Annotated in this window: 15 protein-coding genes; 4 read left to right on the top strand and 11 right to left on the bottom strand. The window is 45.3% G+C overall.

Going from position 1 to position 17132, the window contains the following annotated elements:
• Positions 1-5: 5 nt before the first annotated feature.
• Positions 6-764: a DeoR/GlpR family DNA-binding transcription regulator gene (locus tag L4B77_RS01070; RefSeq protein ID WP_429748159.1), complete on the top strand. Its 759-nt coding sequence runs from the start codon at positions 6-8 to the stop codon at positions 762-764.
• Positions 765-828: 64 nt separating this feature from the next.
• Here the strand turns inward: L4B77_RS01070 and L4B77_RS01065 are convergent, their stop codons facing one another.
• From L4B77_RS01065 to hpfG, 3 genes are all read right to left on the bottom strand, one after another.
• Positions 829-1890, bottom strand: coding sequence for an aldose epimerase family protein (locus tag L4B77_RS01065; protein ID WP_429748158.1), 1062 nt, complete (start codon positions 1888-1890; stop codon positions 829-831).
• 35 nt (positions 1891-1925) lie between these two features.
• Positions 1926-2882, bottom strand: coding sequence for a (2S)-3-sulfopropanediol dehydratase activating enzyme (gene hpfH / locus L4B77_RS01060; RefSeq protein WP_429748157.1), 957 nt, complete (start codon positions 2880-2882; stop codon positions 1926-1928).
• A gap of 71 nt (positions 2883-2953) precedes the next feature.
• Positions 2954-5485 carry a (2S)-3-sulfopropanediol dehydratase gene (hpfG, locus tag L4B77_RS01055; protein ID WP_429748156.1) on the bottom strand — a complete coding sequence of 844 codons (2532 nt, stop codon included), beginning with the start codon at positions 5483-5485 and terminating at the stop codon, positions 2954-2956.
• Positions 5486-5738: 253 nt separating this feature from the next.
• On the opposite strand from hpfG, the gene L4B77_RS01050 reads away from it, so the two are divergent.
• Together L4B77_RS01050 and L4B77_RS01045 are read left to right on the top strand one after the other, a co-directional pair.
• Entirely contained in the window at positions 5739-6479 is a 741-nt protein-coding gene (locus L4B77_RS01050) for a sulfite exporter TauE/SafE family protein (protein ID WP_429748155.1), read from the top strand.
• A 121-nt stretch (positions 6480-6600) separates the two neighbouring features.
• Positions 6601-6942 carry a hypothetical protein gene (locus L4B77_RS01045; protein WP_429748154.1) on the top strand — a complete coding sequence of 114 codons (342 nt, stop codon included), beginning with the start codon at positions 6601-6603 and terminating at the stop codon, positions 6940-6942.
• 76 nt (positions 6943-7018) lie between these two features.
• Here L4B77_RS01045 and L4B77_RS01040 read toward each other — a convergent pair whose 3' ends face one another.
• The 4 genes from L4B77_RS01040 to L4B77_RS01025 all read right to left on the bottom strand — a co-directional run bounded on the left by L4B77_RS01040 (position 7019) and on the right by L4B77_RS01025 (position 13180).
• Positions 7019-8101: a glycerol dehydrogenase gene (locus tag L4B77_RS01040; protein WP_429748153.1), complete on the bottom strand. Its 1083-nt coding sequence runs from the start codon at positions 8099-8101 to the stop codon at positions 7019-7021.
• Positions 8102-8172: 71 nt separating this feature from the next.
• On the bottom strand, positions 8173-9795 hold the full coding sequence (locus L4B77_RS01035) for a dihydroxyacetone kinase subunit DhaK (protein ID WP_429748152.1): 1623 nt from the start codon (positions 9793-9795) through the stop codon (positions 8173-8175).
• A gap of 105 nt (positions 9796-9900) precedes the next feature.
• Entirely contained in the window at positions 9901-11907 is a 2007-nt protein-coding gene (locus tag L4B77_RS01030; protein WP_429748151.1) for an alpha-glucosidase, read from the bottom strand.
• Between the two features lie 223 nt (positions 11908-12130).
• Complete coding sequence (locus L4B77_RS01025) at positions 12131-13180, bottom strand: TRAP transporter substrate-binding protein (RefSeq protein WP_429748150.1); 1050 nt, start codon at positions 13178-13180, stop codon at positions 12131-12133.
• Between the two features lie 381 nt (positions 13181-13561).
• Here L4B77_RS01025 and L4B77_RS01020 point away from each other — a divergent pair, with 381 nt between their 5' ends.
• A complete protein-coding gene (locus L4B77_RS01020; RefSeq protein ID WP_429748149.1) occupies positions 13562-14431 on the top strand; it encodes a LysR family transcriptional regulator in 870 nt (289 codons plus the stop codon).
• A 361-nt stretch (positions 14432-14792) separates the two neighbouring features.
• On the opposite strand, the gene L4B77_RS01015 is transcribed toward L4B77_RS01020, so the two are convergent.
• From L4B77_RS01015 to L4B77_RS01000, 4 genes are all read right to left on the bottom strand, one after another.
• The gene (locus L4B77_RS01015) at positions 14793-15296 is read right to left on the bottom strand and encodes a GNAT family N-acetyltransferase (protein WP_429748148.1); all 504 of its coding nucleotides are present in this window, start codon (positions 15294-15296) and stop codon (positions 14793-14795) included.
• Positions 15297-15508: 212 nt separating this feature from the next.
• Entirely contained in the window at positions 15509-15709 is a 201-nt protein-coding gene (locus L4B77_RS01010; protein ID WP_429748211.1) for an AlpA family transcriptional regulator, read from the bottom strand.
• 73 nt (positions 15710-15782) lie between these two features.
• Positions 15783-16382, bottom strand: a complete 600-nt coding sequence (locus L4B77_RS01005; RefSeq protein WP_088720842.1) for an inovirus Gp2 family protein — start codon at positions 16380-16382, stop codon at positions 15783-15785.
• Between the two features lie 60 nt (positions 16383-16442).
• A complete protein-coding gene (locus tag L4B77_RS01000) occupies positions 16443-17111 on the bottom strand; it encodes an inovirus Gp2 family protein (protein WP_011149426.1) in 669 nt (222 codons plus the stop codon).
• Positions 17112-17132: the final 21 nt, after the last annotated feature.

Here is a 17132-nt window from a genome sequence, read left to right as displayed (position 1 = left end):
TTGAAGTGACTAATCCCAGACAAGATAAGTTAATTAAGCTCGTTAACGACAAAGGCTATTACAGTGTAGAAGAACTCGCAGAAATGCTTGATGTCTCTACACAAACCATTCGTCGCGATATCAAGAAGCTCAACAATGATAGATTGGTCATTCGCCATCACGGTGGTGCAAGCTCTCCAGCTACTAAGAACAATCTAGATTATGAAGTTCGTAAAGTTTCTGATACTGAGCAGAAGCATGCGATTGGCAAAGCAATTGCTGACTTGATTCCTGACAACTCAACGGTGTTTATTACCATAGGTACAACGGCTGAAGTTATCGCGAGTCATTTAGCGAAGAAGAACAATTTGCAGGTCATCACCAATAGTCTTCGAGTCGCCAGCGTTTTACACACCAATAAGTCGATTGATGTTTTGATCCCTAGTGGCAAAGTAAAAGCGTTCAATGGCGGTATTGTTGGCACCGAGGCGATGGATTTCATCTCAAACTTTAGGTTTGACTACCTTGTGACCAGTGCCGCGTCTGTCGATGTGGATGGTACTCTGCTCGAGTACGATCTTAACGAAACCATGATAACTCAAACAGTCATGAAGTCAGCGCGCCACGTATTGGTCGCGATGGACTCTAGCAAGTTCATCCCCAAAGGCTCGATCACTTTGGCCAACATTGAAGATGTCACTTACTTCCTGACCGATAAGAAGCCAAGCCCAACTATCGAAGCGGCGGCTAAGAAAGGCGATACTAAGTTAGTCATTTGCTCTTAGTAAAACCAACATAACTGAAAACGGCTTGTTCATGACAAGCCGTTTTTTTGTCCCTCGAATGTCATCATCTTGCTGAAAAACGGTGAATGGTTTTCTCTTCATACACATCGCCCGGATTCAAGCGCGTTGAAGGGAAATGCGCTTTATTAGGGCTATCAGGGAAATGTTGGGTCTCAAGACACATGCCATGACAAGACTCATAGCGCTCACCGTGACGGCCAACCCACTGCTTGTTGGATAGCTTGAATCCATTGTAAAACTGAACACCCGGCTGAGTGGTTAATACTGTCATCATACGACCACTATTAGGCTCATACAGCTCAGCAGCGTACTTATACTCACCCTCAACCTTAGAACCATCAAGTACTAGATTGTGGTCAAAGCCACCATTGGGCATACTCGCTTTGTTGTCCGCTATACACTTCGTCTCCGTAAAATCGAAACCTGAGCCTAGAACACTTCGTATTTCACCGGTTGGAATGGAGTTGTCATCAACAGGCGTGTAGAAGCTGGCATACAGTCTTAACTCATGACTATCGACGCTTCCTGAGTCATGCCCGCCTAAGTTGTAATAGCTGTGGTTGCACAAGTTAACGACTGTTGGTTTGTCGGTGGTTGCTTTGAAGTTGAAGTGGACTTGGTTGTTTTCATCCAAACCTATGCTGTGGCTTGCGACCAAGTTGCCACCGTAACCTGATTCGCCATCGGTCGACACACGGCTAAAATGGATGAAAATCGCATCTTGTTGCTGCTCAATGGCGAAGTTCCACACGTACTTATCGAACCCTTTGCTTCCCCCGTGCAGATGTTGCCCTGTTGGCAGTTCATTGGTTTCCAACTCAAATGACTCACCATCTAGTGTGTAGCATCCATTCTCTATACGATTAGCATAGCGACCGGCGACTGCACCAAAAAACGGATGGCCTTGGAGATACTTGTCTAGACTTTCATAGCCTAGCACTACATCCGCTTTATGGCCTTGTCGATCAGGCACCTCTAGCGAAGTTACGATACAGCCATAGTTTGTGACCGATAAGCTCAGACCTTGGCTGTTTTCGAGGGTAAAAAGCTGTACAGGTATCGACTGTCCTGCGACCTCGCCCCAGTTCTGTTGTTTTAGTTTCACGTTATTGCCTCAGTGTTATTATCATATTGCATTAGTCAGGCGGCATCTTGCGCCTTTGTCCCGACTACACAGCGAATTCCGCGTTGATTAAAATAGTCAGCAATATTGCCAACTCGCTGTTGAAATTCATGACGATCGAAAACGAGATCGCGCATCTTGTACTCAAGCCCTAATGACTGGTACTTCTCCTCGCCTAGACGCATGAAACTCAAGAGCTGTACTACCTGTACCCGACCACTCAGCTCACGCTCAATAAAATCCGCTGTCGCTGCTATGTTGGCATCGTCTTCGTTTACCGTCGGAATAACTGGGATTCTTAGTATCAGATCTTTGTCAGCAGCCACGAGCAACTTTAAGTTACGCAGTATTTTGCGGTTTTCAACGCCAGTATGGCGTTTATGAGCTTGGTCATCCATCAGCTTAATATCTGAAATGAATAGATCTGTGTAACGAAGCACCTGTTCAATACGATTCCAGTTGGCATAGAAACTGGACTCCAAACAGGTATGAATGCCTTCCTGCTTACACACCTTAAAGAGTTCACGAACGAAACTACTTTGTAGTAGAGGTTCACCACCGGACACAGTGACGCCACCACCAGAGCGATCGTAAAAACCACGATCTTTTCTAATCAGCGCCATGCAATCATCGACCGACATCGACTCTCCCCACTGCTTAATCGCCTCAGAAGGGCACTCTTCTACACAGTTCAAACACCCTGTGCACAAATGGCGATCAACCTGAGATAAAGCAGCATCGGAATAAATCAGCATGTCACTATTCGGGCAGACTTCTTGGCAAGATCCACAGTGCTCGGTGGATATACATTTATTTTGAAACACCCCTACCTCAATACGACGATTGAAGCTTTCTGGGTTTCCACACCAATCACAGCGCAGCGGACAGCCTTTAAGAAATATTTCAGTACGAATACCGGGGCCATCATGCAGCGTAAACCTCTGTATGTTAAGTACCTTTGCTAAGTCTGACACTTTTACCTCTGACTTGTTAAACGCTCCTTCAAGGCTTCAGCAGCCTATGCTGAAGTCATGAAGGAGACTCGTTAGAACCTAAGTTCGGTACGTTGAATCAAGTCATCTTGCAACGGTTTACCTAGCTCAACGAAGTAAGCACTGTAACCTGCAACCCTCACCAGCATATCTTTGTAGAGTTCAGGGTTCTTTTGCGCCGCTCGCATCTTCTCAGAGCTCATGATGTTGAACTGAACATGCATGCCTTGCTTATTCATATATTCATCGACGAAACTCACTAAGATATCGCGCCCCTCTACGCCAGAAACGGCATCTTCAGGGAAACGGAGGTTAAGCAGTGTGCCATTGGTCGCTAAGCTATGGTCGACTTTAGTCACTGAGTTAATCACAGCGGTTGGCCCTTGAGTATCATGCGATCCTCCCGCCGTATGCACAGGTCCCATGTTGTCTGAGATCGGCTCACCATTTTTACGCCCATCCAGTGAGGCGTTGGTATATAACCCCATTCCCACATTGGCATTCACGGTGTAGACCCCAGGACTGAATTTTCCACCACGCGGGTTTTCTCGCCCTTTAATGTGGCGGCAGTAACACTCAAACATGAAGGTAAACAGCTCATCCGCTTCGTCAATGTCGTTGCCATAATGTGGGATCTTTGAACTATTGACCAATGCATACAGCTTCTGGTGGCCATCCCAGTTTTCCTTCACGGCATCGAGCAATTGCTTACCTGTGTACTTTTGGTCATCAAACATCAACTTTTTAATCGTGGCGAGTGAATCCGCACATGTCGCAATACCTGCAGCTTGAGGAGCAGTACCATTGTATTTAGCACCGCCAAATGTCATGTCTTTGCCTGACTCAATACAACCTTCAAAGAATGCCGAAATGTACGGGGTCGGCTTAATCATTCTATGCATCTTATCCGTCACATTAAGACAGCTGCACAGTTGATCACACCAATAAGCGAACTGCTTATCAACGCTTTCCAACACCTCTTCAAACGTTTGATAAGTTTCCAAGCTACCGGTATCAGGGCCTAGCTGCATGCCTGCATTTGGGCCAGATAATACTCGCCCGCCGTTGATCACCATCTCCATCATCTTAGCGGTATTAACATACCCAGCATCTAGCCAACCGTGCTCTTTTCCAGGAATGGTGGGTTCAACACAACCAACAACTGCATAGCTCCGCGCCTCTTCAAGAGACACTCCTTTACCCAGCATTGCTTTAATTGCTGGGCCGTCGTTGAACAGCTTAGGGTGTCCATAGCCCGCGCGAACGCACTCTATGGTTTTGATTTTTAGTTCATAAGGCGTGTTTTCGTGCATACGTAAACAGACCCACGGGTTCATCATGCGAGTATGCACCGAAGCTTCCAGCATCAGCATGGTGAGGTCGTTGGTGGCATCGTTACCATGCTCATCGACACCACCAATGGTTAAGCTCTCACCCCCAAAGCCACGGCCATTTCGTACTTTAACCGTCCCTTTATCTTTTAGCTTGATTGGGTTGTTCATCTTGACGTAAAGCACTTCAAGGACTTCGAGGATAAACGCTTTAGGGACGTCATTCTCCACCACATCTAGGTTGTAGAACGGCAGCATCCATTGGTCCATACGCCCGTAAGAGATTGAGTGACCATTCCCTTCGATTTGCGTTAAAGTCACCGCAAAATTGAATAGCTGAGCCGCTTGCCAAAAGCTTTGCGGTGCTCCACCAGCAATTTGATAACAGTTGGTCGAAATCGCTTGCAGCTCTTCCTTTCTCACGGAATCAGATTCAGAAAACGCCATATCTTCCGCTAGCAAGGCGTAACGCGTAATGTACTTGATAGCAGCTTCGAGAGTAATGGTGGTCGCTTTGTAGTAGTCGCGCTTTTCGCTGTAGTCAGGGTCTTGCTTAGAAAGTTGAGCGAACGCTTCTCTCGCCTGCTGTAATACTCCGTTGTAACCTAAAGTCATTAGCTTTTCGAAGTCCATCGTGAAGTGACCAATGCCCGCAAAGTGGTAGTTGTTGGTCTGAAATACTTTCTCTCCCATGTGTGACCCTTTCTTTTGGTCATCATCAAGGTGAGCCGTGATAAACTCGTTGGCGCTTTTTCCTTTCCAGTACTGGCACAGTTCTAAGATTTCAGCTCTATCTTGTTCGTTGCGAATATAAAACTGATCATTAGCACGCTCTTCAAACGGCGAGTTTAAGATCTCGTCAATAATCCAATCGACAGAAAACTCTGGATAAATCGGTGATGCTTTTGCAGGAGCAGCTATCTCCCCCAAAATCAGATCATTTGGATAGATGTGCAAGGTGCTGTTGAGGAGGATGTTTTCAAAGGCATAAGCACATTGCAGAATTCGCGGCATCGACTCATTACGCTTGTACGATTCAGTTACTAATCGCAGCCTTTCAACATCAATTTCGTACGGTCTATCAAGAAACGTTTGGCGCAATTTGTTCACACGTGGGAAGGGTGACCAATCTTCATGGCCAACTTCGTAGCCGAGCCCATACACTTTATCGAATGCTTCTGTTCCCCTTGCGTCTGTATGCTGTCTTGCACTTAGCCCGTACAAGTTCACTTTTTGTGCTTGGAAATTATCCATCACTAACCTCATTAAAAATTTGAAATCAAAATGCCGATACCCAATCCATAAATTGACGCATTGGCATTCTGACCCGTTCAACAAGCCTATTTATTGAGTGGTTATTATACGAAAGGGGTAAAACTCAACCGAGATGATGGTCACGAATCGAAACCAAACAGACAAAAAACAACAAAATGTGACACAAGCAATGGCAATTAATTTCAATAAATCTATAATGAGCCTTCATTCATTTAGATCAGAAAATAGACGCATGGACACTACGATAATATTCATTTCGATGATCATAGCCTTAGCTGGATTCGCACAAGGTTTGACTGGCTTTGGCTCTGCACTCGTCTCTGTACCACTGCTATCAATGATAGTAGGTGCACAAACTGCGGTGCCTATTGCAGGCATTTTTGGTTGGCTAGTGACGTTGCCTGTCGTGTGGAAAATGCGACACTCTATCCAGCGTCAAACGGGTTTGATCTTATTTGCAGGATCGATTCCTGCTTCTTTTGTCGGTGCAAAACTGCTTGCAACCATGCCGTCACAGTACATTCTGTTAACCATGGGCATTGTACTTGTGCTATCAAGTCTACATTCGATGATATCGACTAAGCCTTTATTTAAAAAGACCTCTGTGCCTATCACTGTTGGCGCAGGTTTTACCTCGGGCGTGCTGGGAGCCAGTGTTGGCGAGTCAGGACCACCCGTTATTGCCTATACCTCCATGCAGCCATGGACAGCGGATCAAACTAAATCAACACTCGCCTTCTTTTTTATGCTGCAAATGATCGGCGCGAACATCGGCTTCTGGAACGAAGGCTTGATCACCGATGCCGTCGTCTCGCATGTTATCTCTGCCCTACCTGCGTTTGCTGTAGGTTTAGCAGGCGGTATGATTGGCTACCACTACTTACAGAAATACAAAATTGACTATCACAAGATCGTTCACACCTTCTTACTCTTCCTTGGCTGTATGCTGGTGTTCAAAAATGTCAGTTTTTAGACATCACTAACTTCCCAAATTAAAAACGGTAGCACTGCTACCGTTTTTAATGCGCCACCATAAATTTTAGCTTAGTATCCTCTATCACCCGTCAACACCATGCTCAGGAAGATGAGGATCAATGCTTAAATCAATCAAGTTCTTCATTATCAGCAACCTCATTGCTTCTACATTAATTGTCGGCATTGAAGCCTCCACTCAGTTCTTTGGTCTTAAATACTTATCTGACTACGCATTCTTCGTCACGATCATGCTTTGGGGAACAGCAGCGTTGTTCTACATGTACCCGCCACTCGGGGGGATTGGGCCAACAACAGACAGAGAAGACCAAGTCACTGACTCCATGGTCGATAGAAGCGTTGTGGATGAAATTGACGATGAACGTTTTTCTGAAAACAGCACCTTCTGTATTCGGCTATTGCTTTCGGGGCTCCCTGCGTTTCTTGTGTGCCTAATTGCCTAAAGCACACAATATTCATAGATTAAAAAACGGCTCTCAATCAACTGAGAGCCGTTTTCTATTTTAAGAGATTTATGGGCTAAGAACCCAGCTTATGCGCGGTTAGGATAGCCGCGTAAACTGACTGAGCAGTTACCGGGAAAGGCATGTTATGAATGGTTTCACCTTCAGCGCAAGATGCTTCCGCCACTTCCATCAACTTCTCGTTGTTAAGCTCTTTAACACCCATTTGGTGAAGGTTGGTTGGCAAGCCTACAGAGCGACAGAAGTTAAGCACTTCTTCAATTTCCGTTTGAGGTGCGTTCTCTAAAACAAGCTGAGTCAACGTACCAAATGCCACTTTCTCACCGTGTAGTAGGTGGTGACACTCTTCTAGTTTAGTTAGGCCATTGTGGATAGCATGTGCTGCCGCAAGACCTGAGCTTTCAAAGCCGATACCTGATAGGTACGTGTTCGCTTCAATGATGTTATCAACCGCTTTGGTTGCAACACCGTTTTCCGCTGCTGCTTTCGCTTTCACGCCGTCTGCAATTAGCGTCTCGTAACACAGTTTTGCGAGTGCCTGAGCTGAACGCGTTGGCGCTCCACCAGCCATAGTCGCCTTACCTGACAGACCGTTAGCGCGCGCTTCAAAGTAAGTCGATAGCGCGTCACCCATACCTGCAACAAGCGTGCGTACAGGCGCGGCTGCGATAATGCCGGTATCCATGATGACCATATTCGGGTTTGATGGGAACAGTAGGTACTCACTGAACTCACCATCTGGCGTGTAGATCACCGCAAGCGCAGAGGTAGGAGCATCAGTAGATGCGATAGTTGGAACAATCACCACTGGCACTTTTGAGTAATAAGCTACAGCTTTGGCTGTATCGAGCGTCTTACCACCGCCAATACCAATGATGACATCATTACCCTGCTGCTTACTCACCTCGATTAGACGGTCAATTTCAACGCGAGAACACTCACCGCCAAAGGTATCAAAACTTGCTTGTAGGCCTTCACCGACAATGCTGGTCTCAGCTCGATCACGAACCAAGCCCATAACGAAATCATCAGCAATGGCTAGTGGTTTTTTACCAAACACCGATACGTATTTACCGACATTATCTAATGAGCCTTCACCTTGAATGTACTTACTTGGGGAAATAATAATGTTGTCCATAATGGAGTCCTTTTCTAATTCTGTTTCACGTACTGACTCGGGTCACTACTCAGAGTGACCCTTTAATTGGATTAAAATTGGCTAAACACTGTTTCGACTGCAAACGCACCTGGATCTTTGGTACCTGTTAAGCTGTCGCTGTTTAGGTAAGAAGAGCGCCCCGCTTTAGCACTGGTCATGGCAACGGTTGATTCAGCACCTGCTTTAGCCGCTTCAATAGCTGAGTTAAAGCCCTTGTCAGCCCAAACCTCTAGCGCAGGATAGAGTGCGTCGATCATGGTGCGATCACCTGGTTTCGCGCCACCGTAAGCCATCATCTGGCCTAAACCTGCTTGCAGTGCTTTAGGTAGTGAGCCATTCAATTCAAAGTCTCGACCAGCGGCAGTGAACATAATCGACAGCAATACACCTGATGAGCCACCCATCACCGACGTTAAACAATCAGCAATCGTGGTCAGTAGCTTGGCTTTATCTTGCAGAGGAAGCTGTTTCGCCTCAAGTTGAGCCAAAATGTTACGAGCACCAGCGGCAAACGTAGAGCCAGTATCGCCATCACCTACAATCGAATCTAAGTGGTTTAGTTCAGCTTCAATGTCGATGATTGACTGACATACTTTGGTCAACACAAGTGCGGTTTCATCATCGTGCGAAGCAGTGAATGCTTTCTTAGAGATCTGGTTTTGACACTGTGTGACTGGAACTTCGCGGCGAGCGACAACACCAGGCCAAGCAGCGGTTTCGACAGGAGAAACTAACGCCTTACTAATGCTATCAGTAAGCTGGATGCTAGAGATCGAGAAGCCTTTCATATCAATCGCAGTCATCAATGCGCCACTGACGATGAATTTCGCTTTTTTACCTAGCGAAGATTCCATTACCTCTTTCGCGACAATATTCATCTCGATAGGTGACAAGCCACCTAAGTTGTTGATCAAAATGGCGTTGTCTGCGGTTGGCTTCGCTTCCACTAATTTGCTGACCATAGTTAAAACAAGCGCTTTTGCCTTTGGTAGGTCGATGGTTTCGATACCCGCTTCACCATGAATACCCAAACCTAGCTCTGCTTTTCCTTGCGCAATACGGTCATTGCTTTCACCCGGAAGTGAACAGCTAGTTAGCGCGACGCCAATAGACGCGGTTTTATCATGAGCTTCAATCGCAGCTTGCTTCACTTCTTCCAGCGAACCACCGCTTTCAGCAACATAACCCGCGACTTTTTGTACGAACAATGTACCCGCAATACCACGTGGCTGAGGGTTGCCCGGAATAGATATGTCATCACCAACGACAATCAGGTCTACCTTTCGACCCATCTCTTTGGCTTTCTCTACAGCTAAACCAAAGTTCAAACGGTCGCCTGTGTAGTTCTTGATAATGACCAAACAGCCCGCATCACCAGTGACATGCAAAATAGCATTGAGCACCGCATCGACACTTGGTGCCGCAAACAAATCGCCACATACCGCAGCAGTCAGCATCCCTTTACCCACAAAGCCCGCGTGAGCAGGTTCGTGGCCAGAGCCGCCACCACAGATAAGGGCGACTTTGTCCTTGTTCCAGTCGCTTCGCGCTACTACTTTGATGTCATTATCAAAGTCGAGGAAGGTTAAGTTTTCACGCGTACTGGTGTAAAGCGTGCCCTCAATTGAGTCCATTACAAATGACTCTTTACTGTTTAGGATTAGATCAGACATAGTTATTCCAGATTTTGTTCAAACGAATTTGGGGAGTACCTCCATTTCTGGAGGCACTGAGTTATTGTTTTATTATTAAGTTAGCTAAGTGAATTAGGTACTTAGCTAGATGCTCTTAATCGCGGCCAATAGCTGCGCATCTTTTGACTGCTTGCGGTAGAACACCGGAGGCTGACCAATAGGCGCGTCGACTTTGATCCAACCGCCATTGAAGGTTTCACCACTCCATACGTGCACCCATTCATCTTCAGGCAGGTAAAGCTCTTTAACCTGTTCACCTTGGTTGTATACCGGAGCGACCAATAGGTCGCGACCAAATAAGTATTGGTATTGAATTTGGTACGCTTCAGAGTCCTGCTCGTAGTGCATGAACAGCGGGCGCTGCACTGGCATACCTTTGGCTGCGTTCTCTTCCACTGCTGACTTGATATATGGCTTAAGGTGTTTGTAAATCTTCGTCATACGAGCAAGATGAGTCAGAGTCTCAATATCGGTATCAAACTGATGGTTATCATCCGGTCGGTTACCTTCATGACTACGCATAATTGGAGTAAATGCCGCCATTTCAGCCCAGCGTTGGAACAACTCTTTCGATCGTGTATTGCCATGTAGTGTGGTGTATCCACCAATGTCACTGTGGCTGATACCGTTGCCCATTAAGCCAGCTGACAAAGCTGCTGGAATGACTGACGCTAGACCATCGTCCTTCTCCCAAATAACCGACTGGTCGCCTGCCCATAGTGCGTGACAGTATCCTTGCATACCCGTCGCACCTGCACGCATGAAGAACAGAATGTCGTCAGTTTTACCCGCCTCTTCAATCGCTTCATGTTGCACTTTCGCCCAGCGATAAGGCCACTTATTGTGTTCAATTTCGGCGCTGACGCCGTTGTGCAGCGAACAGTCTGTTGGCAGATACTCACCAAAGTCACCCATCCAGCCATCGAGACCAAAGTCGATCATGTTGGTTTGAATGACGCCTTTGTACCATTCGCAGGCTTCAGGATTCGTGAAATCAACCACACCACAGTAGAACTCACCAAAGTCGACCACGTATTTTGAGCCGTCTTCTTTTGTTGCTAAATAACCTTTTTCGAATGCTTCTTCATACAGAGGGAAGTCTTCTAAAACATACGGGTTGATGTAGCCGAGGAAACGGACACCATCCTCTTTCATTTGATGGATCTTCGTATCTAGCTCAGGGTAAAGGTCAGCGTTCCAGTTCCAATCCCACTGCAAACGCTTACCGAACGAAGTCATCTTGATGCCTTGCCAGTCTTGACACCAAACACCTGAAACTTCTACACCCGCTTTACGCGCTGCAGCAACTTTGTTTAGGGTGATTTCAGTACCACCCTGAATGCCTAAAATAACCCCGTTGTAGACCCACTCAGGTAAGGCTGGCTGACGACCAAACACGTCAGTAATGTTGGTCATTAATGCAGGGAATGATTCTTCTGCATCAAGCAATAGATACTCAGGAATATTCCAACACTGCAACTCATGGTAATCAGAGTGCGTGAAGTCAAAATCAGCGTACGCCGTTGTCTCTAGATGACAGAAATACTTCTTGTCTGACACAAACGTCGGCTGAGGGTAGTTAGTCGTGTAGTAATCGCCACCAGCTTTATCTTTTACATCTGCCTGCCAGGTGGTGTATGTGTTCTTGTTACGACCAACGCCAGGCTCTGAACTCCATAGAGGGAAGTTCTTACCGCGAAGGTTTAAGTAACTTAGCTGCTCACCACATCCGTAAACAGCTTCGTTTTCTGTCGCCGCTACACGGATCCAGAAACGGTTAAATTTATCATCAAGGGCTGTAAACTCGGCTTTTAGACGAGTTTCAGCGGTCTCAAACAGACGCATTTCTAATGCAGCCTCGCCATCAACAGAGAAGATGACGACTACATCGTCTGAGTTTTCAGAAATTGAGAATTTCTTAAGCGGTAAACGCTCTGAAACATAATCGGAAATATCAAAGTTGCCGCGGTACATATCAAAGGTGCCTTGACCAATGCCTAGATACAACGCAGGGCTTTTTTCAGAGTGTTCAAATACTGTTCTGTTTTTATGGCTGATCGTAAAGCCATTTGGGGTTTGGACAAGTTTCATTAGGGCGGCTTCCAAAATTTGGGCAAAAAGATCCCAATCACATCGCTGATGTGAATCACACTAGGACTAAATCACGAAAAACTTTGTTGATGAGTTTGTTGCTCTGCCTTGTTCTATCAGGCTTGGCTTTATCAACTTAGGTCATTTCACCGAGGTGATTGGTTTGGGCGCACATTAGGGAAGTGCACCCTGATTTACTGCGTATCAAAGATACGCTGGCAAATTAGTTAAACTGAATATCGTAGTCAGCTTGAATGTTTGCTTCACAGGTTCTGATTTCGTTCTCAAAACGCTCAAGCCATTTCTGACCTTCTGCCCCTGCTGATTTCAAGAATGACACTTTCACTGGAGCAGCCGCCGCTTTAAACGCGTCTTTTTCAGCTGCACTTGGGTTGTAAATTACACCGCCAGCTTTCTTGAACTCTTCATACGCTGAGTACTCTTTGTGTTTTGGATATGAGCGTAGGTATTGGTTTTGTGCAGCGATACCGTCAATAACCACTTTCTTCAGACCATCAGGGAATGACTTGAACTTACGGTCGTTAAATACCCATGCACCACCCATGTAGCCATGACCATCAAGGATCATGTAACCAAGGCTTTCGTGGAATTTGTTCATGATGATGTCTACAACGCCGTTCTTAGTACCATCAACCATGCCTGTCGAAAGCGCAGTGTATACTTCAGGCCAAGCGATAGGCGTTGGTGCACCGCCAAGCGCTGTCACTAGCTCTTGCTGTACTTTTGCAGGTACGGTACGCAGTTTAAGACCTTTCACGTCTTCAGGGCTCTTAACTTGCTTGCTAGTTGTTGCGATGTTTCTCCAACCACCAGAGTTAGAAACCGCCATCAAGCGAACGTTTGGTGCTTTTTTCAGAAGCTCACCACGAACATCACCGATGAATTTTTCGTTGTCATAAACACACTCTGCTACACGGTCATTTGGTAGCATGTAAGGTAGGTCAAATGCGCCAACAGGTTGCCAGTAGTTACCTAGCTCAGGAATGGTTGTTTGGAAGTAATCAAACATACCTGCTTGCACACCGGCAATACACTCTTTTGCATTTGAACACAGCTGGCCTGATGGGTAGATATCTACCTCAATTTGACCATTCGAGCGCGATTCAACGAAGTTCTTGAAAACTAGTAATGACTGGTGGTTATAGCCGTCAGTACTCGTTACATGAGGGACTGTTAGCTTGTAATCAGCAGCATTGACTGCGCCGGCAGCAAGAATAGACGCGGTTGTTAGGCTCATTAGTGTTTTTTTCATAGTATTTCCTTCCACATTATTGGATCCGACTCATCTTATAAAAGTATTGTTAGAGCGAAGAGTAGGGTTTTTTATTCAGAGAACTCATCGTGAGTTATCTTGCTTAATCTTTTTCTTAGATTTTGTTTCAAGTTGTCCTTGGCTTAACTCGGGAGTTTTAACTTCAGCTCATGCTAACCCTCGAAATCGCAATCTAAAAAGAGCATCAGACACTTGTATCGAGAGTTATCACAGCTAAATCATTTTATGCAGGACTACTTGCCTACAACTTAGCCTCTTTGTGGTATCTCACCCTTTGGGTGTCCGTATTTGCAATTGACTATAAAAGAGACAAATGATTAGTTATAATGAAACAAATTCAATTTTTGATTCCAAACCGGAATGGATACAGATTTACTTCGCACTTTTTGCCAACTTGCCGATGACAAGAACTTCCGCGTAGCCTCGGAACACCTATACATCACACAGTCTGCGCTAACGAAAAAGATAAAACGCCTCGAAGAACAGCTAAATGTTGAATTATTTGATCGTGGTCGACATGGCGCAGAACTAACCCCTATGGGAAAAATCTTACTACCTGAAGCAAAGCGCATATTGAAAGGATTTGAGTCATTTAGAACTCTGGCTGCATTTGTTGCAGAAGGGACTTCTGGGCATCTAAATATCGGCTTTGGAATCTCATCATTTCACGAAGCACCAAACTATATTGCTCAGTTTAAGCAAGACCACCCAAACGTACATGTTAGTTTGAATGACTACCCATCACACAAATTAGTGGAAGAACTCACTGTAGGCAATCTACAATTAGGATTTGATCGACTACCTGTAACACCACCACTAAACGCAATTCCGTTGTTTTCTGATCGACTAGCCATAGCCATTCACGAAAAAGAAAATATCGATGAAGATAACTTGTGGGCATCCTTAAGCCACCACAACTATCTCGCTTTGAGTCAAGGAAAGAACCCAACAATGAACAAACATATCAGCGCTTACTTGTGGGAAGCCCAACAGCGCCCTGTTGTGATTGAAGAGGCAGACGACATAATCACTGTACTTGCACTCGTCTCTGCTCGTTTGGGTTATACGATCATTCCAGCAAGTGTCGCCCGTATCAGCCAACCAGAGATCCGTTTTGTTCCGCTCTCTGGTGAGGACGCTGAGTGGTCTGTAGGCTTATTATGGAACTCAGAGTTTAAAGATCCCGTCCGCCAAGCATTCATCGAAAAAGTCATCAGCGAGCTCAACTGACTCGAATGCCCCCTCCATGCACCACGTCAGAATCACATGTACTAAGTTTAAGTTCTGTAAACATTATGACTAAGCAGGTGCTGATTAATGAGCTTAGGAACAGCTGACAAATAGTATCCGTAACAAACTACACTTTCACAAAGAAGGTCAAAACCATTAGTGTTGCCATCGACAATGTAAAACTAACCCACTACACGCCGATCAAAGTTACCAAGCTATCTATACGTAACCTGAATAAAGTCACGTACTATGAGAAATCAGGAGCAACTAGTGGAAATACACATTTACAGTTTATATCAGAGGAGGCGATGCATCTGACACATTACAAAGGCTATATTTATCTCAAGGATCACCGTTCGGACTATATATGAAATAACTTTGACATATAAAACTCGTCGACATACTGACCATCAACTATTAAAGAATTACGCTTAGTACCTTCGATCTTAAAGCCATGTTTCAGATAAATATGAGCAGCCTTTTCATTGTGACACATGACCGTCAACTCCATTCTGGTAAACTCATAGCCTAAAGCCCAGTTTTCTAGATACTCCAATAGTAGTCTGCCATAACCGTTACCGGATGCTGACTGCTTAGTACCCATAATACAATGCATCGAGTGTCGGTTTCGCCTATATGTACCACCAACACCAGCAACAAAGCCACAAATCTCATGTCCATCTTGAATAACGAACATTACCTTCGAACCACTCTGATTAAAAGACTCTAGGGATTTAATCTGTTGCTCAAGAGTAGTCGTTCTCTCGCCCTCTTCTAGCATCATAAACTTTGACTCACTATCTAATTGATACATGAGGTCTAGCACTGACTGAGCATCACTTATTTTTATTTTCCTGACTTGCATATATCTTTTAAATAAATCCTGTGTACTGCATGGACTACCATGGTTAATGGCTCAGCTAAACGTTTATAAAGTTATAAATTATGTTTGAAGTGCGCGGATCCAGATTAAGTGGGGCTGCGCCATCTACGTAAATTGAATAACTCATTTTTTATCTCTCTCTAATTAAAAAGGGCGCATGACTTTGCTTAGCCTGCGCCCAGTTGATGTTTGTATTACTGAAAGGATTCTTGGTTGTCTCGCAGTGCTAGACGTTGCTCCATCCATTCTTCGATTTCACTTTCTAGCCAGGCCACTGCTCGTCCACCGAGTGGGACACTCTTCGGAAAGTCGGTTTCATCAGCCATGAATTTATAGATAGTGGAGCGGCCTAGCCCTGTTAGTGACATCACGTCTTTAAGTCGTAGAAATTTCATTTTCACTGGGAATCGTCTCCTGCTTTGTATATACCCATGTGATAAGCCGCCATTGTAAAAAAATGCAGTCGGTCTATTCCAAGCTAGAACCAAAGAAGTAACGCTGCTCTTTCCATGCTTCAGCAAGACTGCTCATGCGATGAAAGACCGTGCGTTTGATGTTCGTGTCTTTATTTCTACAGCGTGTCCCCAAGCCATAGTTCCCTCGGTCATTGAGAAACACCAATGAACGCGCTTTGCCGCTGTAGTGCTTTTCTATCGCTTCTTGCCAAGCCGTTTTAAGGTGCTCAACCAATTCGTTGCGCTTGTCCCAACAAATAGCGGGACCAAAGTGCTGGCTATAGTCAGTAAACAGCATCACACGATAGTTGTGGGATGGCACCTTGTCTTCCCGCTTACGCCATACATAGAACAGAGAATCCGTATCAAGCTTTTCTTTAAGCAGATTAAAATAATCGTTGAGGATACTGAGGTCGGTATCTTGATGGTCTTCTGGCAAAAACAAGTCCAAACGTGTAGCAAGAGCGATGTCAAACTGACTGAGTGCCTGTTCAAAAACATCGACCATTGAGGTCAGTGCTGACTCGTATAACCCCTTGTCGCTGTAATACAGCGGGTAATCTTCAAAAGTTCTATCAAGAGTAATGCTTGGGAGGTAGGTTCTATTCGCCATGAGTAATGCCTTTTTGTGTGTGAATGACATAGGCATTGCTCGCGTTGTATTTTTTTAAGGTCAGTCGTGACTGCAACCAAAGCTCTTGTTTCGGTGATCGTTCAAGTTGGTAATGGGCTTCGCGAGACGACTGATTCGATAGAAGAACTCGTTTAACTGCAACGGGAACACTTCAGCGTCAGACAACAGCTCAAAACCTTCATTCGTAGGAGAGTAGCCTAATCCAGAGCATGGTTGGCGGTAATATGCTTCAACCACGCTATCCCATGCCTTCCTCACTTTTTTGTAGAGAAATCGACCCCAACCCTCTCGACCAGTGCCTAAGTTTTGAAAGAGATCCCTATCAAAGAGCAAGATAAGATGATGGTGATCGCTGGTGGACTCACTCGCCTTCGTCCAGATATAGCGAATAACCGTTTGCTGGTATCGATAAGTTCTATCGGTGTATTTGTCCTTACAGAGCTCATTAGTCTCCGATTCTAAAATACGAAAGAAATGGGCAAACACCGTTAGGTAATCTCCCCCGAAGTCACTCGGTAGGTTTAGGTTGATGTGAACAGCATAGATTCTTGGATATTTGTTTAGTGCTTCAGTCAGCACTCGGTCTATCTCCTCTAGGTATTCGAGGACGAGACCATCCTCAAAGTAGTAGAGTGGTTTCCCATTGAAGGTTCTGTCATGAGTGATAGTGTGGGCTCTTTGATGAGCCACGTTGAGTTGATGAGTCATGATTGGTTCCTGTGGTTTGTT

Source organism: Vibrio minamisatsumaniensis (genome assembly GCF_050337445.1).
Classification (GTDB): domain Bacteria; phylum Pseudomonadota; class Gammaproteobacteria; order Enterobacterales; family Vibrionaceae; genus Vibrio; species Vibrio artabrorum.
The sequence above is the reverse complement of the archived record's forward strand: the minus strand, read 5'-3'. Positions and strand labels throughout refer to the sequence as shown.